Raw genomic sequence first — 23011 nt, 5'->3', positions numbered from 1 at the left:
GGCGGGGCGGGGCACCCGGCCCCAGACCCCGCCGCAACCGCCCCTCCCGCCCCCGGTCAGGCCGGGCCGGTCCAGAGCTGGTTGTCACTGCCGTAGCAGGTCCAGAGTTGGAGCCGGGTGCCGTTGGCCGAGCTGGGCCCGGTCGCGTCCAGGCATTTCCCGGACGCGGGGTTCAGCAGTTCGCCGGTGCTCCGGTGCTGCCAGACCTGTGCCCCTGAGCCGTTGCAGTCGTAGAGCTGCACCTTCGTGCCGTTCGCGGTTCCGGCCGCGGCGACGTCCAGGCACTTGCCGAGCGCCCTCAGCGTGCCGTCGGAGCCGGCCGTCCACCGCTGGGCCCCGGAGCCGTTGCAGTCGTAGAGCTGGACCGCCGTGCCGTTGGCGGAACCGGCGCCCGCCACGTCGACGCACTTGCCGCCGTAGCCGGTGATCCGGCCGGTGGCGCCGTCGGGCGGGGTGACCGGGCCGCCGTCCTGCCCGGCGGCCCAGGCGATCTCCTGGAGCAGGAGCTGGTTCTGCCGGTCGCTGGCGAAGGTGGAGGAGAGGGTGGTGTTCGTCCCGTAGTCCATCGCGTTGTGGCCGAAGTTGTTGTAGACCATCCGGTAGTCGCGGTTCGACCACACGATCGGGTAATCCCCGCTGTACCAGGTTTGGTCGGGGTCGGTGCCGATGGGGAACGTCGAGGGCGCCATGGAGGCGAGGACGTCGATGGCGGGGTTCTTCCGCAGGTCGTTCTGCCAGCTGTACCACTCGCTGACCGACGAGGTGATGGTGGCCGGAAGCCCCGCCGTCGCCGGGTGCCCCGGGTCGTCCACGCGCAGCGTCTCCTGCGTGGGGCCCCAGGTGTTGGACCGGAAGGTGCCGGTGCCGAGGAAGGTGTCGTGGTACCAGGGCCAGTCGCTGGTGTCCGTGTTGAACGCGGACACGTGGAAGCCGACGAACCCGCCGCCGTTCCGCACGTACGTCTCGAAGGCGGAGCGCTGCGCGGCGGTGTGCGGGTAGTTGTCGAGGAACATCACCACCTGGTAGCCGGCCAGCTCGGAGCTGTTGAGCCGGTTCCAGTCGGTCGTGGCGGTGTACGTGAAGCCGTGGGCGGCGCCCTGCTGGGCGAACCAGGCGTTCGCCTCGTGGTCGAAGCTGATGTGCGCCGCGTCGTACGTGCCGTCGTAGAGGGCCAGCACCCGGAACGTACCGGCGGCGGGGGCGGAGTGGGCCGGGGCGGCCTGCAGGCCCAGCACGAGGGCGGCCAGGGCGAGGAGCCGGAGCAGGAGTGCGGTGCCGTGTCTGACGCGCATGGGGGACTCCCGAGGTGGGCGGTGGAGCGCAGCGGCTGAGCAAACCGGAGTCTGCGCGTGTACACGACAGCCCGTCAAGGAATCTGTCAGGAAACTTTCCTGGCAGAAAATCGCGCACAACTCGAACGCTGCATGTCAGCGGGGGTGACCTGCGACTTCAAAAGACGTACGGGGGTCCTGCGGTTTCCCGTGATCACGGGCGAAGTGTCTACAGAGGGTGAAATACCGGCTCACGCAAGGGGGTTGACGGGCGGTCGGCGACGCCTCTAGCTTCACGGCTTGAAATAAGGCCGGACGTGTTTCCTGTCATGCACCTGATTGCCTACCCCCCCGCCCGCCACAGGAAGGCTCCCCATGCCTCATCCGCCCCACCGCCGCCGCAGACGGCGAACCGCCCCCCTGGCCATGGCGCTGTCCGCCACGCTGGCCGCCGCCGGGGCCCTGGTCGCCCTCGGCTCGGGGACCGCCGGCGCCGCGACCCCCGGCGCCCTGACCAACACCGGCAACGGCAAGTGCCTCGACGTCACCGACGGTTCGACCGCCGACGGCACGCCCGCCCAGATGTGGACGTGCTACCCCGGCAGCCAGAACCAGAGCTGGACCCTGAACAGCGACGGCTCGCTGACCGCGAAGGGCAAGTGCCTGGACCTGGCCGCGAACAGCACGGCCAACGGCACCGCCGTCCACCTGTGGACCTGCTACGGGAGCGTCGCCACCCAGAAGTGGCGGCTGACCTCCGCCGGAGACCTGGTCAACACCGCCGCGAACAAGTGCCTGGACATCAAGGACAACAGCAACGCGGACGGCGCCCGCCTCCAGGTCTGGGACTGCGCGGGCACCGGCAACCAGAAGTGGAGTTACTCCGGCGCGGTGGACCCCACCGACCCCACGGACCCGCCCACGGGTGACAACCCGGACCTCGGCCCGAACACGGTGGTCTTCGACCCGTCGATGTCCGCCTCGGCCATCCAGTCCAAGCTGAACAGCATCTTCAGCCGGCAGCAGTCCAACCAGTTCGGCTCCGAGCGCTACGCGGTGCTGTTCAAGCCCGGCACGTACAGCGCGGACGTCAACGTCGGCTTCTACACCCAGGTCGCCGGCCTCGGACTGTCCCCGGACGCGGTGAACATCAACGGCGCCGTCCACGCCGAGGCCGACTGGTTCCAGGGCAATGCCACCCAGAACTTCTGGCGCGACGCCGAGAACCTTTCCGTCACGCCCAACGGCGGCAGCGACCGCTGGGCCGTCTCGCAGGCGGCCCCGTACCGGCGCATGCACGTACGCGGGAACCTCAAGCTGGACGACGGCGGCTGGTCCAGCGGCGGCTTCATCTCCGACTCGAAGATCGACGGGCAGATCCAGTCGGGCAGCCAGCAGCAGTTCCTGACCAAGAACACCAGGATGGGCTCCTGGTCCGGCTCCAACTGGAACATGGTCTTCGTCGGCGACCAGGGTGCCCCCGCCCAGTCCTTCCCGACCTACACCACCGTCGCCTCCGCCCCGGTCAACCGCGAGAAGCCCTTCCTGTACGTGGACGACGCGGGCGCCTGGAAGGTCTTCGTCCCCGCCGCCCAGACCAACGCATCGGCCACCACCTGGAGCGGCAAGACCCAGGCGGGCTCCTCGCTCCCGCTGGACGACTTCTACATCGCCAGGCCCGGCGCGAGCGCGGCCGACATGAACGCCGCCCTGGCCGCCGGCAAGAACCTCCTGGTCACCCCGGGCGTCTACCACCTCAACCAGACGCTCAACGTCACCCGCCCCGACACCGTCGTCCTCGGCATGGGCCTCGCCACGCTCATTCCGGACAACGGCATCACCGCGCTGACCACCGCTGACGTGGACGGCATCAAGATCGCGGGCGTCCTCGTAGACGCCGGTACGACGAACTCCCAGACCCTGATGCGGATCGGGCCCGACGGCTCGTCGGCGAACCACGCCGCCAACCCCGTCACGCTCAACGACGTGTTCTTCCGCATCGGCGGCGCGACCGTCGGCAAGGCCACCCAGTCGCTGGTCGTCAACACCAGCAACACGATCATCGACCACACCTGGATCTGGCGCGCCGACCACGGCAACGGCGGCACGGTCGGCTGGAACACCAACACCGCGGACACCGGGCTCGTCGTCAACGGCCAGAACGTCACCGCGTACGGCCTGTTCGTGGAGCACTACCAGAAGACCCAGGTCATCTGGAACGGCAACGGGGGCCGCACGTACTTCTTCCAGAACGAGCTGCCGTACGACCCGCCCGACCAGAGCGCCTGGAGGAACGGGAACACCAACGGCTACCCGGCGTACAAGGTCGGCGCGTCCGTGACCAGCCACGAAGCGTGGGGCCTCGGCAGCTACGCGTACTTCAACGCCAATCCGGCGGTGGTCGAGGACCACTCCTTCGAGGTGCCCCAGACCTCCGGCGTGAAGTTCCACGACATGGTGACCGTCGTCCTCGGCGGCGCCGGAACGATCAGCCACATCATCAACAGCACCGGGGCGGCGGTCACGCCCAGCAGCAACGTCGCGTACCTCACCACCTACCCGTAGACCGGAGGGACCCCCCATGCCCAGATCCCGCAGCAGATGGCTCACCGCCCTGCTCGGCGTCGTGCCCCTGGCCGCCGCCGGCCTGGTCGCCACGGCCGCAGCCCCCGCATCCGCCGCCGCCAACCCCGGCCCCGGCTTCCCCGCGCACTACGCGGCTCCGTACGCGGAGATGTGGAACAGCCCGTCCAGCCTGATGAACGCGTACAACGCGACCGGAAACAAGTACTACACGCTCGCCTTCATCGTCAGCCAGGGCACCTGCAACGCCACCATCAACGGCGACACCCCGGTCACCGACTCCGGCTGGAACAACGCCATCAACAGCCTCCGCGCGGTCGGCGGCGACGTGATCGCGTCCTTCGGCGGCGCGAGCGGCAGCGAACTCGCCTCCTGCGGCACGGTCTCCGCGATGCAGGCCCAGTACAAGAAGGTCATCGACCAGTTCAACCTGACCCGCATCGACCTCGACATCGAGGGCAGCACCCTCGACAACACCGCCGCCAACGACCGCCGCAACCAGGCGCTGGCCAACCTCCAGAAGGACTACGCGGCCCAAGGCCGCAAGCTGGACGTCGACTTCACCCTCCCGGTCAGCCCCAGCGGCCTGGAGTCCAACGGCATCGCGCTCCTGAAGAACGCCAAGAGCCACAACCTCAACGTCAACCTGGTCAACATCATGACCATGGACTACGGCCCCGCCATGGACATGGGCCAGGCCGCGATCAGCGCCGCGAACGGACTGCACACCCAGCTCGGCCAGATCTGGACCGACAAGTCCTCCGCCCAGCTGTGGGCGATGGAGGGCAACTGCCCGATGATCGGAATCAACGACACCGCCGCGGAGGTCTTCACCGTCCAGGACGCCCAGGAACTCGAAGCCTTCGCCGCGAGCAAGGGCATCCAGGAACTCACCTTCTGGTCCCTGGGCCGCGACAACCAGGGCCAGAGCGGCACCCCGCAGAGCACCTGGCAGTTCACCAACAGCTTCAAGGCCATCACGGGCGGCGGCGGCCCCGTCGACCCACCGGCGGGCACGACCACCATCAAGGGCTACGGCGGCAAATGCGTCGACGTCGCCGGTGCCGGCAGCGCCAACGGCACCAAGGTCGACCTCTACACCTGCAACGGCACGTCGGCCCAGCAGTGGACCCGTGACGGCAACACCTTCCGTGCCTTGGGCAAGTGCCTCGACGTCACGGCGGCCGGCACCGCCAACGGCACCAAGGTCCAGCTCTACGACTGCAACGGCTCCGGCGCCCAGTCCTGGACCACCGGCGCCAACGGCAGCCTGGTGAACTCCGGTTCGGGCAAATGCCTCGACGTCACGGACTGGAGCACCACGGACGGCAACCAGCTCCAGATCTGGACGTGCGGCGGCACGGCGAACCAGTCCTGGACCCTGGCGTAGCACCTGACGCCCCGGCCCGGCGCGATCGGACTCACCCGCAGCGGTGATGCCGGTCGCGCCAGGCCCGTGGCGACATCCCGCGGGACAGCACGGTGTACAGATGCCGTACGGAGATGCTGCGCGCGGCCGCGATGCGCGCCGCCGCGTCCCAGGCCTGGTCCTCGCAGGCGAGAGCCCCCGCCGGTCCATTGCGGTCCGGCGGGGCTCTGGTGCGTACAGACGCGGCCTGTACTACTTCGCCGTGGCGAGTCCGACGAACCCGGCCCAGGCGTTCTGCGATACGTGGAGGACGGGTCCGGCCGCGTCCTTGGAGTCACGCACGTGCACGGCTCCGGCAGCGGTCGCGACCTCGATGCAATCGCCGCCCTCGGCGCCGCTGTAGCTGCTCTTGAACCAGGCGAGGGGCTCAGCGTTGTTCATAGCTCTCCCAGCAACTTCTCGATGAACGCCAGTGACTCTCGCGGGGTGAGAGCCTGCGAACGGATGATCCCATAGCGCGCTGCGGCGAACGCCGCCTGCTTCGGGTCCGTCTCCAGCGAACTCGTTCCCTGTGCCTCGACGTACAGGAACTTCTTGCCGTCCTCGCGAGTGACGACGGTGAACGGCCCGTCCACACCCGAGTTTTCCACCGAGTCGAGCGGCATGACCTGAAGCTCGACGTTCCGCCGCTGGCCGATCAGAAGAAGGTGCTCCAGCTGGCCTCGCAGTACCTCAGTGCCGCCAAACTTCCGGCGCAGCACCGACTCGCACATGACGAAGCTGAGGAGCGGCGCGGGGCGGCGGTCGAAGATCTCCTGGCGGGCCAGCCGGGCCGTCACTCGCTGCTCGATGATCTCTGAGTCGAGAACAGGACGCCGGAGAGCAAGAACCGCCCGCATGTACTCCTCTGTCTGGAGGAGCCCCTTCACGACCAGCGTGTCGTACGACAGCAGCTCGATCGCCTGCTTCTCCAACTGGGCCATGCCCTGGAAGAACACCGGGTACTGCGCGTTCTCCACCGGCTCCTTCCACACCGTCAGCAGGTTGTCCGCGCCCAGCTCCTTGTCCGCCTTGTCGATCGCCCTCGGCGGCGGGATCCTCCGGCCCTGCTCGAAGGAGGCGATGGTGGACGCCGAGTACCCCAGGCGTCGGCCCAGCTCGTCCCGCTGCATGCCCGCCCGTACGCGTAAGGTCTTCAGGCTCTGCCCGAAAGCAATGACCACATCCTGGCCCGCCTTGTCCGCCGCTTGGACGCCGTCCATCTCCCCGGGCCCCACCCGTTCAGCCGTCATCGCACCCTGCCTCGCTCGATCGCGCCGTGTTCCGCGTACCGGTGCCGTCAGCGCGCGTACAAGGAGATCGCGTCGGTGCGTCACCACTGGTCACGCTACGCCACGGCGAGGACTCTCGTAGCCATGACGAGCAACATCGACAGCCCCCACCGCACCTCGCAACCCACCCACCTATTCCCCCACTTGGGTACCCCGAGCTTCGACATGCGGTTCACCTCCACGCCCCGGGGCGCCAGGCTGGCCCGCCGCCTGTCGGCGGTCCGGCTGGACGCGTGGGGTCTGCCGTACGGGACGGAGACGCACGAGGCGGTCGTCCTGATCACGGCGGAGCTGACGGCGAACGCGGTGCGCCACGGCCACGTGCAGGGCAGGGACTTCCACCTGCTGCTGCGCGTCGTGGAGCGCCCCGGTCCTACGGCCCGGATCGAGGTGACCGACACCCGGGGCGAACGCGTCCCGCCCCGCCCCGGCAAGCTCGCGGCGGCGGGCCTCGCGGACGACGGCCGCGGCCTGCTGCTGGTCGAGGGCCTGGCCACGCGCTGGGGCTGGTACCCGAGGAAGCAGGCACCGGGGAAGACGGTGTGGGCGGAGTACGAGCTGACGGCCGGCGGCGCGGATTAGCATGCGGGCATGGGACCGAGGACGGCACAGGCGGCGTACGTGAACGGCGAGGTCGCTCCGGACCTGTCGGCCACGCGATGACCAGCTTCCTGACCCACCGGGCGCACGTGCACGATGCCGGTCATCCCGTACACCGCCGCCACAACGCACTGCGGACCTGCCTCACCGTCTTCGCTCCGTACGGCCTCCGGGCGACGTACCACCACCTCACCCTCAGCGCCGCGATCCCCCGGCGGCTGGAGGCGGACCCGGACTCCCTCGTACGGGCGGTGGAGGAACTGCACGAGGCGCGGGTGCTGTGGCTCGCGCGGACGGAGGAGTACGCCGCGTGGCGCCGGGCGGAGAAGCGGGCGGGGCGGCGGGCTGTGGCGAGCCCGCGCCCGTGGTGGCTGCGGAGCTGGTCGGAGAGCCCGAACCGCGGCTGGTACGAGGACCCGTTCCGCCATCCGCCGCTGCGGCTGCCCGCGTACGTCCGGCGCCAGAACGCGCTCCTGGACGGCGCGGACCTCCCCGGCTGCCCCGCCTGCGGCGACGAGCGACCACCGGTGTCCCACTCGTCCGGGCACGGCTGGGTGACGCTGTGCCCCGGGTGCGCCTGGGTGCTGGCGCCCTGCCCGTGCGGGCAGCGACACCCGGTCGTCCCGCAGACCCCGTACACCTGGACGGGGCTGTGGCGACGCACCCACATGGGCAACGACGGCCTGCCGAGCCCGTATTGGCCGGGGCGCTAGGGCCCGGGCCACGGCGGGTTCGGCAGGCCCAAGCTCGCGACGAAGCCCGAGAAGCTGGGCGCCACGACCCGCCACCGGCACAGAGCGGCGTCCGTCCAGAAGTCGCTGCCGCCGACGCGGGGATCCGAGGGGTCGGTCCGGTAGTCCAGAGCCAGGGCGCCGTCATCGCCGGGGTTGCGCGTGGTGGCGATCAGTAGGGCCTGTTCCACGTCGAGCCAGGGAAGTGCGAGCGGGGCGACGCCCCCGGATGGTGCCAGAAGCCGCGATCGATGAGCGAGGTCAGCAGCGCGGGCAGAGCGAGGCCACGGACTGTCGAGGGCGCCATGGCGCACAGCTTCGCATGGCGGGCAACGCCAAGGAGACAGAGCCCGCGGCTGCTCACCACACGTCGACAGACCAGACGTCACCCCTTCGATGCCCGTCGGGATCCGGGGCGCCGGTCCCGTAAGGATCGGGGTCGGCGACGACGTGGATGCGGGCGGTGGACGCGGATACGCGGTAGCAGTCCATGTCACGCGACGTGTTCTGCTTGTCGAGTGTGATCGTGTGGCCCAGGGCCAGGATGGCGGCCTGCAGTTCCTTGAAGGGAACTCTGGGTGCGAATTCCCCGTACTCCCGCGAGAGCGGGGCCGGCACGGTGCTCGGGGACTGGTCGTACAGCAGGCGTTGGGCCTTCACGCCGAAGCCGAAGCACGACAGCTGCCCGGACGGCCCCGGCTGGTCCGGCGAGAAGTTGATCTCCACGAGCCCGTAGTCCCGCCGCAGCAGACCGCCACCGGGAACATCGAGGAATGTCGCCCCCAGGGCGGCTTCCCAGGCCCCCGGGTCCGCACCGACGCCCGCTCCCAGGACCTCGCCGCAGCCGGCGACGTGAGCGCAGAAATCCACAGCGGACACCCGCCAACCCCTCCGAACTATCCGTACAGGGCACCACGTGGAGCAGCGCCAGTGTTCGGTGATCGTACAGAGAGGCCTTCAGGAGCGGCCGTCATGAGGCGAGGGAAGGCGCGGGGCTGTCAGGGGGCGGGGCTAGCGTGCGGTGCATGGGAGCGAAGACGGCGATACTTGCGTACGCGGACGGGGACGTGGCCCCGGTACTGAAGGCGGCCGGTGAGCCGCGGGCAGCGGGAACGGCGGAGCTGGTCGCCCGGGTGTTCCCGTGCCGGGGGACGGTGCCGACGGAGGGGGACGTCCTGGCCGAATCGACGTATCCGCCGGAGGGCATCACGTACGCGGGGAGCTTTCCCGGCGTGGACCTGGTCTGTGACCGGCGGCTGATGTTCGACCGCCCGTCGGAACTCCCGGCCTTCCTCTTGGAGGCCGCCGCGGGCCGACGCGTGATCCTGCACGCGATGTACAGCGTCTCGGACTGGCTGGCGTTCGCGGTCTGGGAGGAGGGCCGCCTCCGTCGCTCCCTGAGCCTGTCGCCGGACGGAGGCATCGTGGAGAACGTCGGCGACCCGTTCCCCTTCGAGGCGCCGTACTGGGCGGGGGACCGGGCGATGGAGGATTACGCGCTGCCGTTCCACCCCCTGGAGCTGGGCAACGAAGCCCTCCGTGCTTTCTTCGGCTTCCTCCTGGAGGGCCGCCCCTCGCCCGAGGACGTCGACCCGGACGAGATCCCCCTGCTGGGCTTCGCCCTCACGCGCGATGGTGCGGTTCGCCGCCCGAGGTCATGCCGCTGAGGTGCCCCTCCAGAGGTGGGCCCCGGCCGCGAACACGATCGGGTCCATGGCGGACAGCGCCGCCCGCACCCGCGCCTCGCACTCCGTACGGGCATCGGCCGGGAGGGCGTCGAAGTAGGCGCGGGAGCCGTGGGAGAGCCCCCAGTCCCAGAACGTGTCGGCGTCCGGGACGGGCAGGCGCTGCTCGATGGCGGTCTCGCCGATGCCGGTGAACCCGGCGGACGAGAGCAGCCGTTCCGCGTCCAGGGGGCGACTCAGCCGCCCCTGTCCCTCGGGAATCAGGGGCTGGAACTCCCGGAAGAGGGCCCCGTAGAACTCCCACTCCGGCGCGTCCTCGACGTCACCCGGGACGGAGAAGAAGAACACCCCGCCGGGGGCGAGGACGCGGCGGATCTCCCGGGCCGCCGCAGCCGGATCATCGAGCAGGTGGACGACGAACCCCGCACAGACCAGGTCGAAGGAGTCGTCGGGGAGGTCCAGTTGGTGAACGTCCATCACCCGCGCCTCGTGCACCTGCGGATACTGCGCCGCCAGCCGCTCGACCATCCCCGGAGCGCAGTCCACCGCCGTCACCCAGCAGCCACGGGCCAGCGCGGCACCGGTCAGGGCGCCGCGCCCGGCCCCCAGGTCGAGGACCCGGGTCCCGGGCCCGGGAGCGAGCCACGCCATGTGCTGTCGGGCGAACCCGGCGAAGAACGGCAGCACCTCGTCGTACACCGAGGCCAGTTGATCGAAGAGGGCGGTGGCTCGCGTCGCGGTCATGGCGGGCCATGCCGACAGAGGGCACAGGCGGTCCGCACGCCCCTTTCCACCGCGTTCAGCCGATCGGGAAGGTGGTCCCGGGGGCGGCGTAATCGACGGGACCGCCGAACCGGGCCGAGGCGCGCGCCACCGCTTGCTGCGGTGTGAGGAAGCGGCCGACGTGCGTGACGATCAGTCGGCCCGCCCCGGCCGCGCTCGCCGTGTCGCCGGTGTCCTCGGGCGTGTGGTGCACCTGCTCGCCCTCGGCCGGTGCCTGCGCACTCTCGGCTTCGCACAGCAGTACGTCGCATCCCTCGGCCAGCTCCGTGAGGCTCGGGCACGGTGCCGTGTCCCCGGAGTACACCAGCGATCTGCCCGCCGCCTCGATGCGCACGGCGAAGGCCGGCATGCCGTGCGACACCGCCCGGCTGGTCAGCCGGAGCGAGCCGGTGGCCGCCTGGTGCCCGTCGTGCAACTCGGTGACGGAGAAGGCGGATTCGATCGGGCTGCGGGCCGGAGTGTTGGTGAGGAAGCCGGCCAGCCGGTCGGCGATCCCGGGCGGACCGTAGAGAGGGATGGGCGCCGCGAGGCGGATGTCCGCGTACAGGGCTCCGTAGTACGCGGTGAGCAGGTCCGCGCTGTGATCGGCGTGCAGATGCGAGATCCAGATCGCGTCGAGCTCATCCAGCCGCACATGCCGCTGGAGCGGGCCGAGCGTCCCGCTGCCCGCGTCCACCCAGATATGGGTGTCCCCGCTCGACACCAGATAGCCGGAGCAAGGATTGTCCACGCTCGGGTAGGGCGTTGCGCAGCCCAGGACCGTGAGGCGAAAAGGCTCGTCACTCATCCCGAGATCCTAGAACACAGTTACGGGAGGCGACGTCTGGAAGACAGCTGCCCCGTAGCGCGATTCTGTGCGCGTGCGGCGCCGAACAGCGAGTGCGCCCGCCGCCCGAAGCGACGCCTTGCGGCTGACGTAACGGCAGTTTCTACGGTCGTGGGACAGGGCCGGACACACCGGCCCGGTACGGCGAAAGCGCGAGGTGAAGGCGATGGAGTGGCCGACCGCCGAGGTGGTGCGGATGTCCGGGGTGACCGCCCGGACGCTGCGGCATTACGACGCGATCGGGTTGTTGCCGCCCGCCCGGACGGGGGCGGGCGGGCTCCGGTACTACGGGGAGGCCCAGCTCCTGCGGCTCCAGCAGATCCTGGTCCTGCGGGAGCTGGGGCTCGGGCTGGAGGACATCGGCCGCGTCCTGGCCGAGCAGGTCGACGCGGTGGAGGCCCTGCGCGGCCACCACCTGCGGCTGCTGGCCGAACGGGACCGGCTCGACACGCTGGCCGCCACCGTCTCGCGCACGATCGCCGAACTGGAACAGTCCAGGAAGGACGACGCACCCATGACCATCAACCGACCGGAAAACCTTTTCGAGGGCGTACAGCCGGACCAGTACCAGGAGAGCCTGCGCGACTTCCCCGCCCACGCCGAGCGGGTCGCCCAGCACGTCGACGGAAGGAGCCCCGAGGACATCGAGGCCGGCCAGCGCGACCGTACGGCCCGGATGATCCGCCTCGCCGAGCTCCGGGCCGCCGGTCACGCCGCCGACTCTGCGCCCGTCCAGGCCGAGATCGACGCCCACTACCGGCTGCTCTCCGCCCTGCGACCGGTCACCGCCGACGAGCACCTGGCCATGGGGCGCTCCGTCGTGGACAACGCCGACTGGCGCGCTGCCTACGAGGCGATCGCCCCCGGCCTCGCCGCGTTCCAGCGCGATGCCATCGAGGTGTACACGGCCGAACGCCTCACCTGAAGACGGGCGGGGGCCGCTCCGGCGGACGGGGCGGCCCCTCGGAGCCGTACGGCCAGACGCGGGCCGATGTGCGACGATCGCTCGAATGACGGGCGTGCGCGGGGATTTCGAGCTGTCCATGGCCGAGCTGCGCGTCGTGGCGCAGTACGCCGCCGAGGCGGCGCAGGGTGTTCTCGCGGTGTTCGAGGACGCCCACCCCGACGACGGCAGGCCGCGTGCCGCCATCGCGGCGGCCCGGGAGTTCATCGACGGCGCGCCCCGGACCAGGCTCCAGCGCGTCGCATCGATGGACGCGCACCGCGCGGCGAAGGACGCGGTCACCGAAGCCGCACGGCTGGCCGCGCAGGCGGCGGGCGACGCCGCGTCCGCCGCCTACCTGCACCCCCTCGCGAAGGCCCACCAAGTCGGTCACATCCTGCGGGCCGCCGCGAACGCGGCCCGCATCGCGGAGATCGAGGCGGGGGAGGACCCCGAGGCCGGTAACCGGGTGCTCGAAGGGGCCTGCGAACGGGCCACCCCCGCCCTGATCGACGTCCTCCGTCGCTACCCGCCCGCGCCCGGCGGCAGGAGCCGCGCCGCGCACCTCATGGCCGCGCTGGACGCCTCCCTCCGCCGGGCACCGTGACGGAGTGCCCGCGCCTCCGCTCAGCAGCTGACGCTGCCCCGCCGCAGGGCGTGCCCGCCGTCGTTCGCGTCGTCGGACCAGTACACCGGCTTCGAGCCCGACACGCACTCGTCGGCGCCGGACAGCGCGAAGCCCTCGTTGTTGTAGTTCGGCATGCCGCTCGGCCGGTTGTACGCGCCGGTCACGGCGAACGTGCCCGCCGCGTTCACCGCCAGCGTCTGGTGGCGGCCGTCGCAGGTGTCGTCGCAGACCGCCCAGAGGCGCGACGCCTGGGGCTCCCACTGGAGCTCCATCACGCCGGACAGGCCACTGCTGAACGAGGCGATCCGGGTGTACGTACCGGAGTCGGCCAGGACATAGCCGTACACCATGCCCGTGCCCTCGACGCCGACGAAGAAGACGCCGTTGCCGTGGGCGCCGTAGTGGGCCGGGTCGTACGCCGCGCCCGTCGATGTGTCCTTGAAGCCGGTCCCGGTCAGCGCGCTGTCCGGGACCCAGGTCACTGCTTCCAGGCCGAGATTGGAGCCGGTCGACGGGAGGTCGGAGGTCAGATTCCACTCCCTGGCGGCCGTCAGCGACGAGCCGGAACCGCTCACGTCGTACCGCAGCACCGACAGGCGGCTCGTGCCCGAGGCGTCCCCGTTCCGCTCGCTCGCGACGAAGATCCCGCCCGGGGTCGCGGTCACCCCCTCACTGTCCGGGCTGCCGGAGCCGCCCGGGAAGCGCAGGGTCTTTCCTGAGGACCAGCCGTTCGCGGTGTCCGGCTTCCAGCCGCCGGAGCCGTCCCGCACCAGGCGCCACAGCTTGCCGCTGTTCTGTGCCGCCCACAGCACCCCGCCGTCCTGGTAGAGACCGCTCAGGTCCTCGCCGAAGACGTTCGAGCCGTCCGCGGTGGCGACCGCGCTGCCGCCCGGCCAGGTCGCGGGGGCCGTCGAGCCGCCACCCGTACCGCAGTCGTTCGCGGCGCCCAGCGTCACCGAGTCCGCCTGCCCGAAAGCCCCCGTGCCGTCGGCGCAGCGCGACCAGGACGGGGCCGAGTGCTTGCTCCACGAGAAGCCGTCCACCTGGGTCCCGCCATCGGCCAGGTACAGCCGGGCCTGGTCGGCCGACCCGAGCCCGAACGCGCCGCTGACGTCGAACGTCCGGAAGCCGCCCGGCGCCAGCGTCGTGCCGGAGGGGATCTCGTACGCGTGGTCTTCGTCGTCGTCCTTCAGGATCCAGCCCGAGACGTCGACCGACGCGGTGCCCTTGTTGTACAGCTCGACCGAGTCGTTCACGTCGCCGGTGGTCACCACCTCGTTGATACGCACGTCGTCCGCCGGGGCCGCGTGTGCCGCCGGCACACCGGTCAGCGCTCCGGCGGCCAGCAGCGGTGCGGCGACGAGGAAACGGGCGAGGGCGCGGGGCCGCCGTGGGCGGGAGGGCGATGTGGTCACGGAATCCATCCTGGGGTAGTCGTCGGGCGGGCGGCCCGACGTTCTCGGCCCAGCCCGAACGTGACGCCCACGTCCGGGAGGACGGCGTGCGAACGCCTGGCGAATTCTGCGAGGCCCTGGCCGGCGGCGCCGGAGGGAGGGAGTGCATACGCGCCCCGCACGCGGGCCATGAGACTGACTGACGGCGGGTCCGGAGACGTGGCTAGTCTCATGCGCATGCCATCCCAAGGACGCAACGCCGGAGCCGTCTTCTGCATCGTCATGGCGATGCTCAGCATGGCCGCGGCGGTGATCCTCGCCGCGGTCGCGATGTCCGATTCCTCGAAGGTCTCGGACAAGCCCCTGGACGAGTACGCCGGCGAGCTCACCCTCTTCAAGGACGCCGACTGCAAGCCCGAGCAGGAGGGCACCCCGCCCGACCAGCTCTTCCAGAAGTGCTACTTCGAGCACGAGGCCCAGACCCAGAAGGACGCCGCCCTCTGGTCCCGCGAAGTCGCCGCCCGCCAGTCGGCCGCCCAGACGAAGGGCTACCTGGCGATAGTCCTCGGCCTCTTCGGCGTCACGTTCGCGGTCTGCGCTGCGGTACCGGCCGCAGCCCCACAGGAAGTCCCGGCCCCGGCGCCGGGACTCGGATGAGGAGAGACTGAATTGATCTCGATCGAAGAAGCAGTGGACGTGGCCACGAGGTTCGTGGAACGGAACTGGGACGGCTGGGACCCCATGACGATGCGGATCGTACGGGAGGACGTTCGCGTCGAGGGAAGTGATGTGGTCGTTCCCTACGACCTGCGGGATGCCACGCATGTAGAAGGAGACGGCAACTTCCTCCTGGGGAATCTGCCCGTTCTGGTGGACGTCTCTCGCGGCACCTGTCGCTTCATGACCATCGACGAGCTGCTGGCCAGTCCGGGGTTCCAGGACAGCGAGTAGAGGCCGTCGAGCCGGTGCGGGCGGACTGGCATGGTGGGGTGGCGTGCCCCTCGGCCCCAAGGGGCACGCCACCCCACCGGTCAGATGTCCCGGAACTCATGCACAAAGCTTCTGACCTGGGCAAATGACCTCTCTCGAAGATCATCTTGCACGGTTGTTGCACAAGCCGCACGGAGCAGGAGTCACGCGGCCCTGGTGTAGGCGCTCCGGACCGCGATGCGGACCTTGGAACCGGCTCCCACGACCCGGTGCACGTACTTACGCAGGGTGAACGCGGGATCGGCGTGTCCGAGGCGGTCCGCGAGCGTGTACACGTCTACCCCGCCGTTGATCATCATCGACGCGTACAGGTGCCGGAGCGCGTGCATCATCACGTCGCGGGACTTCTCCCAGCGTCGTCCCTTCGCGTCGGGCTCAAGAGGCTTGATGAGGCCGGCCGACGCCAGGGCGGGCTTCCAGCGGTAGGAGTTGAACCAATTCGATTGAACGGCAGTCTTCTCCCGGGTGTAGAAGATCAGCCGCACCGTGACCGGGGCGCCGCCTTTGCTGCCCCACGGTCGGGTCACCTCGACCGGCGGGTACTTCTCCATGTGCTCGCGCAGGGGGATGGCCACGTCGTCGGTCAGCTCGACCCACCGGTCCTTCGGGCCCTCGTCGTCTCCGCCCTTGGGGAGGGCGTATACGAGGAACGAGCCGTCGTGGACTACTTGCCGTTGCACGTGCACCATGGCGCCGTCCGGATGTGCCCAGTCGATATCTTCTGGTGACAGGCCGAATATCTCTCCTTGCCGAAGACCCAGGCCGCGACCACAGTCGACGAGCGCTTTGTAGCGGTCGGGAAGTTCGGCACGGATCTTCTCGGTGTCCTCCCATGTCAGGGTCAGCTCCGCCCGGCCGCCACCTCCTCGCTTCGGCTTGGCGTCCTGCACCGATTTAGCGAGGCACGGGTTTTTGTGTATCAGGCTGTCGTCCACGGCCAGGTCGAAGACAGCCCGAAGGTTGTCGAAGACCAGGCGCAGCGTGGAACTTTCGAGCAGCCTGCGACGGTCGTGCAGCCAGTCCAGCAAAGATGAGGCGTTCACGTCCTTTACGCGCATCTTCCCAACTGCGGTAGGAACGACGTGCAGGAGAATCCGCTCCTTGTGGCGTCGGTAAGTCCGTGGATTCTTGTGTTCGTGCCCCTTGAGCCACGTAAGGGCGAGTTCACTGACCCTGACCTCACCGGCACGAGGGTTGATGTACGAGCCGTCGTCCACTCCGGACCGCATCTTGGTCTCGTGCCTGCGGGCTTCGACCTCGGTGCGGAACAGCTCCGTCTGCTGGACATCCTCCCGGTTGCGCCATCGGGCCTGCCACCGCTTCCCCGTCCCGTGATCCCGCGTAGGAACTTTGCCGTGTTCCTTGCAGGTCGACTCTCCGTCTTTCGGGCGCGACTTGTGCCAGCGGTCGTACGGCATCGACTCAACTCCTAGCTTCCGACGGCCCTATGAGCCTATTTGTGGACTCTTTTCAATCAGGGCCATCGTCGACGGCGAGATTGTCTGCCCGTTCATCGCGCCCTGAGTGAATTGGATGTTGATCCAGGCGGGCTGAAGATGTCAAATGCATTCTTGGGGTCTTCGCGACAAAGGGTGCAGAGTGGTAGAGAATATTTCACCTAGGAAAATGCTCGCTGAGGGTTCGACGAGGGCTCGCCGAACCCTCAGCGAAGATTCGCCTGTGTCCTTCGAGAGTTCGCAAGAGTCGTAGGCGTTTCGTCGAAAGACCCTCTGTTTGGTCCGGCCGGAATTTAATGCAAACGTCCTGTACACCACCACGGCGGAATACCGCTCACGTGGTTCTTTCCTGCCCGCTTCGAACCGTTCTGGAGTGCCCATGCGTCGAACCACTGCCCGCGCGGAAGAAGCCGCTAGTGGCGCGGGGGACCGTTGTCCCTTGATGAGCGCGGAGGAGCTGGCCGACTTCCTGGGCGTACCTCTGAATACGGTCTACATATGGAATCACCGACACCAGGGTCCGCGAGCCCACAAGGTCGGCCGCTATTTGCGCTACCGCTGGTCGGAGGTAGAGGCATGGCTGGAAGCTCAAGCGGTGAATCGTGCGACCTGATCGGCCAAGATTGGCTGGTGCCCTTGTCCTTGGTCGGGCGACAGAACCCGGCGTACAGCCCGACTCGTCTGCCGCCACCAGCGGCTTTGCCTTGAGAAGGGCCTCTGGCCTGCGTCGGAGGCTCTTTCTAGTGACGCGCCATCCTGAAACGGCACGGCCCTACGCCCGGTCGCGCCTGGGAGTCGTCTCGCTGAGCCCGAGGGCCATGCTGCCCATGAGCTGACGAGCGAAGTCCTCCAGAATCGAGGGGTTGGTAGCGAGGAACTCCATGACCCGCTCGGTTCGCTGCTCAGGCGAAAGCTCTTTCAGATCCTGCTGCCATGCCAGGGTGGCAGCACCCCCATCCTCGACCTCGGCATTCACGATGAGGCTCCAGAGCGTCTGCTGGGCTTCCTCACGAGCGAGCCAAGTCATGAACATCTGCTGGAACTGCTGGCTCGTCACAGTGACCTTCGGGTCGCTGGGCGCGGTGGCCAGATCTTGGGAAGGCGCGTCCGCCTCGACCCCCGGGACGGCAGCAGGAGGTGTCGTTGTGGCCCCGGCCCGCAAGGACTTCTTCTGAGCTCTGCGGGTCTGTTGCTTCAGCACCAAGGCTTCGCCCTTGGCAACGAGGACCGGCACGGCCCGGGTGTGCCACCAGTGGGCAACGTGAGGTTTTGCGATTTCTACGAGACCGTCGATGACCTGGACCGCGATGTCAACCACGGCCTGTTGGCCGGGGGTGAGCTGAGGACGCTGATCGTCCACGAACTCGGTGACGTAGACGATCTCGGGCTTGTCTGTGAAACCTGACTCCTTTTCGGCCTTCAGGCGGATCTCGACGTGCTCCGGCCCCTTGTCACTCGTCTTGGGAGTGAACCCACGCTTCCAGCCTTCGCTCTTCCGCGAGTCGGCGAGGTGCTCGCCCTTGGGGATACGAACAACTGCGTCGACCTCGTCGTACTCTTGGTCCTCGGCCATGCGTCCTCGTCAGTGCTCGGGTCTTCCTCGGCGCTCGGTCGACGAGGAAGACGCGGTAGTAGAACCTCACCCATGACCGTAGCTGCAGCGTCCGACGATTGGGCAGGTTCGGCGAGCATCGCATCAGCCGCCACAGAGCCGCAGGTCCAAGGTTGTCACCAGTCCCCTTGCCGGATCCGCTCGTCGGACACGATCCCGTAGACGTACCGCCCAGAACGTTCGGGGCATCGTGGAATCTCCGACGGCCCCGCGATCGGCCATGCCTCCAGCGCTGACCTGATCTCGTGCCACTGCACGTTGCGCCGGCTCTCGACGATGACCAGGGTGTAGTGGTTGGTCCGGTAGGTGAAGGGCTTGCCGGTCTTCGTGTAGAAGACCTCGCCCTGGTGCTCCTCGATCCGAGGCCTCGCCGTCTCCATGTTGGGACCGACCGGCACCGGCTCGGGCGCAGGTGGAGGCGGCACTGGGTGCCCTGCCCACCGGAGCCGTTCCTCCGGCGTTGGCTCCCGGCTACTCCGATGCCAGGATGCGCTCCCCGGCACGGTGGTCGAGGTGACTGCCAGCTCTGTTCCGTCCGGCAGCACCCCACGGCCAGGCTCTCGGTAGGGCTCCGTAATCCTGATGTCACGCCGCTCATAGCCGAGCCTGCTGGCAACTGACTCCAGGGTCCCCATCTGAGTGTTCCCGACGTACGACCACTGGTCCTCGCTCGCATCGTCCGAGAACTCCACGACGCCGACCAGGTAGACCCCGTTCTCGTTCGGGTCGCCGAAGAGCTGCCGCAAGCGGTCGGGTCCAAAGTCGCCCATCATCTATCCGTCCACCCCTGCATCGCCGCTGTCAGATTCTCGGTCGATTAATGCGATCACAGTCTCCCTTGCGGCTGAGTCGCGTGCTGTGCCATCCGGGACCCGATCACAGCCACCCTGCTGAGCACTTCGGTGGCTTCCTTGAGTGTGGTTGAGGGCGGCAGCACGAAGCGCGCGCCGAACTCGACTTCACCGCTGAGCTTGGCCTGCTTCTCGCCGTAGCCAGCGCCGAGGAACGCTGGAGCGCCGAGCGCCTTGAGTCTAGCCACGCCATCCTTCTCCCACTGCAAGGTCTTGCGCGGCGGATGGGGTCTCCACGGAATCCAGTCTTCTTGGGCGAGGTACTCCTGCCAGAGCAGCGCCAGGTGATCCCAGTCGAAGGCCTTGGAGGAGGTGACTCGCTGCTGCGCGAGGAAGAAGCGGAAGTCGACCCCGCGAAGCCCGCTGCTGTCGACGAGCTTGCCAACCTCCTGAGTCGGCAAGCTCTCGGTGGCGTCCCAACGGACGGTGTAGCTGCTGCCCGGAATCGGGGCGTCCACGATCGCGACGTACAGGCCACCGGAGCCGATCTCCCGGATGGACTTCGATGAGCCGCCGGGCAAGGCGACGTTGTCGTACATATAGGCGGCACGAAGCCGGAGGGCGAGGTACAGGTCGATACCGTCGATCTGATTCCATACGGTGTGGCCATCCACCTCCGGCACCTGGGACTCGATGTGGCTCGTCCAGGCTGTAGCGGTCGTCGCGGCCCACGGTACCGGGGACGAGGCGAAGGGAGCGATGAGCTCCTCCCAGGTGAGGTTCTGCCAGTCCTGGGCATGGGTGGTGTCGAGACGGATGCGCTGAAGCGAGACCGCCACGAACCGGCAGTCGTCTCGGTCCTCCTCGGCGACGTATCTGTAGTACCGCTCCAACTGTTCACTTCCGAGGCCGGCAAGCAGCTTCACTTCGACGACAGCGACAACCTGACCGTTCGCCTCCACCACCAGGTCGGGGCGATCCGATGCCTTCCGGCCCCGCGACTTCGAGACCTCCCGACGGATCTGGAGCGGGCCAACAGCGTTGATGCCGAGGACGGAGCGGGTGATCGCCTGGTCGGCATGCATGAGGGTGGCGAGCAGATCGCTCCACGCGTTCTCGCTGTTGATCGAGAGCAGGAAGCGAAGGTCCGGAAGGCTGCTCACTCGCTGCCCTCTCCCAGCTCCGCGTCGATGTTGAGCACGCGGATCCTGGACTGCGACTGCGCGAGGAGCACCGCAGCGTTCTCGGCAAGGCGACGGGCGGACTTGAGCCGCAGGTCCAGCTCGACATCGTCACCCCAGCGGACTGACGTTGCGATGGCGAATGCGATAGAACCACCGGACTCCAAGTGGCCGACGATCTCCTTGTGGATGCGGCGGCTGGTGCGCTGACTAGAGCGATCCGTCTTGGCGTTGCGGTAGTTGCTGGCTCGCCTGGCCAGCTCCACGGACTCCCCGATGTAGAGCACGCGGATGCCGTCGTCGTCCACACCGAAATCGTAGCGGTAGAGCCCTGGCGCTCGCGGGAGTCCGGGAAACCTCGGCAGGCCGGCTTCGTCCAGCGTGATCGGGCCGGCGCTCAGCCACGAGAACGCAACGCGGACGTCGAGTGCCTCCAGTTCCTTGAGCTGGGACTCGTCGAAAGGCCCACGACGAGACGCGCCGGTCAGCCGCGGGATTGAGCCGCTCTCGGTGGCCGAGGATCCGGCACCGATCAAGAACCCGAGATTCTGCAGCCACCGCCGAGAGGCCTGCGACTGAAACCTGCTGCGCTTGGCACCTGTCGTAAGGAAGATGACCTGCTTGACCGGCCAACGCACACCATCTACTTCGACCCAGTACTCGCGGATCTCCTCGGGTACGTGACCAGCAAGACGCCCACGAACAAGCGTGGGCGTCAGCTCGAAGGATTCGCCATCGAGGGTGAACTGCATGTAACGAAGGTTAGCCTCAATTGTTCATGAGTTCTCATCAGTTCGCTGACGGGGGCGCTGTGCGTGTGGGGTGCCGCTTTTACCCATCAGGCGTGAATGCTGCCGCCGGAGTCGGTGCGGATGGGTGTCGGCCGCAGAGCCTTGGGGAGTTGGGTCAGGGCGAGTTGGGCGGTTTCGATGTGGTCCGCGGCGGTGTTGGAGCCTGCGTTGCCGGGCCGCAGCAGCGCGGGACCCGGTTCGCCGGATTCGGCCTGGCCGTGGTCGACGAACGCGACGAGGGGGTGGTGGCCGAAGGTCTTCCTCCGGGGCGCGGTGACGTCCTGTTTGTCGGAGTGTGCGAGAGTTAGCACTCCGCCGATGTCCACGATCACCTGGCCGTCTACGGCCGGACTGTTCGCACCGGCCAGCTCCCAGACCCGCCCCGCGCTCGGGAACGTGCGTCCCGGATCGCCGCGTGGGCTTTCGGGCCGGATGCGGCGAGTCTGTCGATGACACGGGAGACTGCGGGATCGGAGGCCACCGGGCGGAACACATCCTGCTCGGCCCGCAGCATGCCGATGTCGACCAGACAGCCCCTGCCGAGTGCGACGGCCGAGGCCACATCCAGCAGGATCTTTCCCGGATCGTGCATGGTCGGTCCCTTGCGCCACGGCGTGAGTGCCACCGATATTGCGGTGTTCAGACGGGACTTGCGGGCCATCTCGGCCAGCAGCACCGACCCGGCCTGCGAGGCCACCCCACGGCCACCGCCCTTGATACGGACACGGACACGCGGCTACGACCCGCTACGCTTCTTCACTTTTTAAAGAGTGCGACGGAAAGCGCCTCCGGCAGGACTGAAGTTTCTGAGAAGTCCCTGAGAGACCGAGGTTCAGAGCAGGTGCAGGTTGGGTGCCTGCGCGGCGTTCGCGTACTCAGGCAGTGCGACGACAGTCACGCCGGCGTCCTCGAGGGTCTCTGTGCCTTCGGCGCCAACGACGAAGGTGTCGGGTTCGCTCCACGCGGTGACGACGCGGCGGAGGCCCACGTCGCGGATGAGCTGGGCGCAGGGGCGAGGCCGGGATGCCCGCCTGGCGCAGGGCTCCAGGGAGCTGTAGATCGTGGCGGTGGCGAGCCGGGTGTCTTCGGCGGGGAGCTTGGCGAGGGCTCCTTCCTCTGCGTGGTCGTGGGGGTCGCTCTCGCGGGAGTAGCCGCGGGCGAGTTCGGTGCCGTCGGCTGCGACGATGACCGCCCCCACGCTGAAAGCGGTCTCCGAAGGCGGGCAGAGGGCGGCCAGCTCACAGGCGAGGGCGAGCCAGTTGCGGTCTGCGGTGTTGGGCTCGCGGCCGGTGCCGGGGGCGCCGGCTGAAGGGGTGGTGCTCATCGGGGCTCCGTTGAGGTGTCCTTGGGGGCGTACCTCAGGAGTACCACGTCGCCGATCTGGCGGGTTTCGAGAAGTCGGAGGCGGGCGGCGGGCCCGCCGGGATAGCTCGCTGGGCCGAGCATGCGCACTGCATCCGGCTGACCGACCAGGAGCGGGGCGATGACGAGTTGGAGCTCGTCGGCCAGAGCTGCTTCGAGGAGCTGTGTGTGAACCGTTCCGCCACCCTCGACCATGAGCCGCCTGACGGCGTACTCGTCGCCGAGGATGTCAAGCGCGGCCGGCCATACGGCCTCGGCGGGGACGCTGTGAACGGTGGCCAGGTCACCGAGGTTGGCGCGAGCTTTCGCGGTGGCCTCGTGGCCCACGGCCAGGACGAGCTTGTCTCCGCCGTGGTGCCAGAACTTCCAGCTGGGGTCGAGGTCGCCCGTTCCGGTGATGGTGACCTTCAGCGGGTATTCCGGCTCACCGGAGGCGACCCGGGACGCCCTGCGTTCCGCCGAGTTGACGAGGAGGCGGGGGTTGTCGGCGCGGAGTGTGCCGGCGCCGACAAGGATCGCGTCGACACTGGCTCGTACGGAGTCGACGCGTTCGAAGTCCTCCTTGTTGGAGAGCAGGAGCCGGTCCTCGCCCGGGCGGGTGTCGAGGTGACCGTCGATCGAAACGGCTGCGGACAACAGGACGTACGGGCGGGGCACGGTATCTCCAAGCGGTGTGCGGGGGG

23 protein-coding genes and 2 pseudogenes are annotated in these 23011 nt (G+C 68.7%); 10 read left to right on the top strand and 15 right to left on the bottom strand.

The annotated features are described in order from the left end of the window. Nucleotides 1-56 precede the first annotated feature (56 nt). Complete coding sequence (locus ACN6LM_RS09440; RefSeq protein WP_445064846.1) at nt 57-1292, bottom strand: ThuA domain-containing protein; 1236 nt, start codon at nt 1290-1292, stop codon at nt 57-59. A 354-nt stretch (nt 1293-1646) separates the two neighbouring features. Here ACN6LM_RS09440 and ACN6LM_RS09435 point away from each other — a divergent pair, with 354 nt between their 5' ends. Both ACN6LM_RS09435 and ACN6LM_RS09430 read left to right on the top strand, forming a co-directional pair. Then, nucleotides 1647-3836: an RICIN domain-containing protein gene (locus ACN6LM_RS09435; RefSeq protein WP_445064845.1), complete on the top strand. Its 2190-nt coding sequence runs from the start codon at nt 1647-1649 to the stop codon at nt 3834-3836. A gap of 16 nt (nt 3837-3852) precedes the next feature. Continuing rightward, nucleotides 3853-5244 carry a ricin-type beta-trefoil lectin domain protein gene (locus ACN6LM_RS09430; protein WP_445064844.1) on the top strand — a complete coding sequence of 464 codons (1392 nt, stop codon included), beginning with the start codon at nt 3853-3855 and terminating at the stop codon, nt 5242-5244. Nucleotides 5245-5475: 231 nt separating this feature from the next. Here ACN6LM_RS09430 and ACN6LM_RS09425 read toward each other — a convergent pair whose 3' ends face one another. Together ACN6LM_RS09425 and ACN6LM_RS09420 are read right to left on the bottom strand one after the other, a co-directional pair. Further along, nucleotides 5476-5664 (bottom strand): DUF397 domain-containing protein, encoded by a 189-nt coding sequence (locus tag ACN6LM_RS09425; protein WP_445064843.1) that lies wholly within the window; start codon nt 5662-5664, stop codon nt 5476-5478. Continuing rightward, nucleotides 5661-6515 carry a helix-turn-helix domain-containing protein gene (locus ACN6LM_RS09420; protein WP_445064842.1) on the bottom strand — a complete coding sequence of 285 codons (855 nt, stop codon included), beginning with the start codon at nt 6513-6515 and terminating at the stop codon, nt 5661-5663. Before ACN6LM_RS09420 ends, ACN6LM_RS09425 begins: the two co-directional genes overlap by 4 nt. 123 nt (nt 6516-6638) lie before the next feature. On the opposite strand from ACN6LM_RS09420, the gene ACN6LM_RS09415 reads away from it, so the two are divergent. After that, the gene (locus tag ACN6LM_RS09415; protein ID WP_445064841.1) at nt 6639-7136 is read left to right on the top strand and encodes an ATP-binding protein; all 498 of its coding nucleotides are present in this window, start codon (nt 6639-6641) and stop codon (nt 7134-7136) included. A 77-nt stretch (nt 7137-7213) separates the two neighbouring features. Then, nucleotides 7214-7867 (top strand): hypothetical protein, encoded by a 654-nt coding sequence (locus ACN6LM_RS09410; protein WP_445064840.1) that lies wholly within the window; start codon nt 7214-7216, stop codon nt 7865-7867. Here ACN6LM_RS09410 and ACN6LM_RS09405 read toward each other — a convergent pair. After that, complete coding sequence (locus ACN6LM_RS09405; RefSeq protein ID WP_445064839.1) at nt 7864-8076, bottom strand: hypothetical protein; 213 nt, start codon at nt 8074-8076, stop codon at nt 7864-7866. The two genes, ACN6LM_RS09410 and ACN6LM_RS09405, sit on opposite strands and share 4 nt — an antisense overlap. A 169-nt stretch (nt 8077-8245) precedes the next feature. Further along, entirely contained in the window at nt 8246-8764 is a 519-nt protein-coding gene (locus tag ACN6LM_RS09400) for a hypothetical protein (protein ID WP_445064838.1), read from the bottom strand. A gap of 146 nt (nt 8765-8910) precedes the next feature. Between ACN6LM_RS09400 and ACN6LM_RS09395 the strand changes: the two genes are divergently transcribed. Continuing rightward, complete coding sequence (locus tag ACN6LM_RS09395; RefSeq protein WP_445064837.1) at nt 8911-9552, top strand: DUF6928 family protein; 642 nt, start codon at nt 8911-8913, stop codon at nt 9550-9552. On the opposite strand, the gene ACN6LM_RS09390 is transcribed toward ACN6LM_RS09395, so the two are convergent. Together ACN6LM_RS09390 and ACN6LM_RS09385 are read right to left on the bottom strand one after the other, a co-directional pair. Continuing rightward, entirely contained in the window at nt 9541-10314 is a 774-nt protein-coding gene (locus ACN6LM_RS09390; protein ID WP_445064836.1) for a class I SAM-dependent methyltransferase, read from the bottom strand. The genes ACN6LM_RS09395 and ACN6LM_RS09390 overlap by 12 nt on opposite strands. Before the next feature lie 55 nt (nt 10315-10369). Further along, nucleotides 10370-11140, bottom strand: a complete 771-nt coding sequence (locus ACN6LM_RS09385) for an MBL fold metallo-hydrolase (RefSeq protein ID WP_445064835.1) — start codon at nt 11138-11140, stop codon at nt 10370-10372. Nucleotides 11141-11345: 205 nt separating this feature from the next. Here ACN6LM_RS09385 and ACN6LM_RS09380 point away from each other — a divergent pair, with 205 nt between their 5' ends. Continuing rightward, a complete protein-coding gene (locus ACN6LM_RS09380) occupies nt 11346-12104 on the top strand; it encodes a MerR family transcriptional regulator (RefSeq protein ID WP_445064834.1) in 759 nt (252 codons plus the stop codon). A gap of 85 nt (nt 12105-12189) precedes the next feature. Beyond that, a complete protein-coding gene (locus ACN6LM_RS09375; protein ID WP_445064833.1) occupies nt 12190-12729 on the top strand; it encodes a putative immunity protein in 540 nt (179 codons plus the stop codon). 20 nt (nt 12730-12749) lie between these two features. Here the strand turns inward: ACN6LM_RS09375 and ACN6LM_RS09370 are convergent, their stop codons facing one another. After that, a complete protein-coding gene (locus ACN6LM_RS09370; RefSeq protein WP_445064832.1) occupies nt 12750-14165 on the bottom strand; it encodes a lamin tail domain-containing protein in 1416 nt (471 codons plus the stop codon). Between the two features lie 216 nt (nt 14166-14381). On the opposite strand from ACN6LM_RS09370, the gene ACN6LM_RS09365 reads away from it, so the two are divergent. Together ACN6LM_RS09365 and ACN6LM_RS09360 are read left to right on the top strand one after the other, a co-directional pair. Further along, a complete protein-coding gene (locus ACN6LM_RS09365) occupies nt 14382-14801 on the top strand; it encodes a hypothetical protein (RefSeq protein WP_445064831.1) in 420 nt (139 codons plus the stop codon). Nucleotides 14802-14813: 12 nt separating this feature from the next. After that, nucleotides 14814-15095: a hypothetical protein gene (locus ACN6LM_RS09360; protein ID WP_445064830.1), complete on the top strand. Its 282-nt coding sequence runs from the start codon at nt 14814-14816 to the stop codon at nt 15093-15095. A 182-nt stretch (nt 15096-15277) separates the two neighbouring features. Here the strand turns inward: ACN6LM_RS09360 and ACN6LM_RS09355 are convergent, their stop codons facing one another. Then, nucleotides 15278-16552, bottom strand: a complete 1275-nt coding sequence (locus ACN6LM_RS09355) for a tyrosine-type recombinase/integrase (RefSeq protein ID WP_445064829.1) — start codon at nt 16550-16552, stop codon at nt 15278-15280. A 418-nt stretch (nt 16553-16970) separates the two neighbouring features. Between ACN6LM_RS09355 and ACN6LM_RS09350 the strand changes: the two genes are divergently transcribed. Beyond that, a complete protein-coding gene (locus ACN6LM_RS09350) occupies nt 16971-17204 on the top strand; it encodes a helix-turn-helix transcriptional regulator (protein ID WP_030577858.1) in 234 nt (77 codons plus the stop codon). Between the two features lie 159 nt (nt 17205-17363). On the opposite strand, the gene ACN6LM_RS09345 is transcribed toward ACN6LM_RS09350, so the two are convergent. From ACN6LM_RS09345 to ACN6LM_RS09320, 6 genes and pseudogenes are all read right to left on the bottom strand, one after another. Further along, nucleotides 17364-18164: a hypothetical protein gene (locus ACN6LM_RS09345; protein WP_445064828.1), complete on the bottom strand. Its 801-nt coding sequence runs from the start codon at nt 18162-18164 to the stop codon at nt 17364-17366. A 155-nt stretch (nt 18165-18319) separates the two neighbouring features. Beyond that, nucleotides 18320-18583, bottom strand: coding sequence for a hypothetical protein (locus ACN6LM_RS09340; protein ID WP_160310979.1), 264 nt, complete (start codon nt 18581-18583; stop codon nt 18320-18322). A 446-nt stretch (nt 18584-19029) separates the two neighbouring features. After that, nucleotides 19030-20157, bottom strand: a complete 1128-nt coding sequence (locus ACN6LM_RS09335; protein ID WP_445064827.1) for a PD-(D/E)XK nuclease family protein — start codon at nt 20155-20157, stop codon at nt 19030-19032. Further along, nucleotides 20154-20927, bottom strand: a complete 774-nt coding sequence (locus tag ACN6LM_RS09330) for a hypothetical protein (RefSeq protein WP_445064826.1) — start codon at nt 20925-20927, stop codon at nt 20154-20156. The genes ACN6LM_RS09335 and ACN6LM_RS09330 overlap by 4 nt, the downstream gene beginning before the upstream one ends. 92 nt (nt 20928-21019) lie before the next feature. Beyond that, nucleotides 21020-21684 (bottom strand): annotated as a pseudogene (locus ACN6LM_RS09325) (transposase); the annotation flags it as partial. 114 nt (nt 21685-21798) lie between these two features. Then, nucleotides 21799-22985: pseudogene (locus ACN6LM_RS09320) on the bottom strand (dihydrofolate reductase family protein). Nucleotides 22986-23011: the final 26 nt, after the last annotated feature.

Source organism: Streptomyces sp. SAS_281, assembly GCF_052542855.1.
This window is presented reverse-complemented; position numbering and strand designations above follow the sequence as displayed.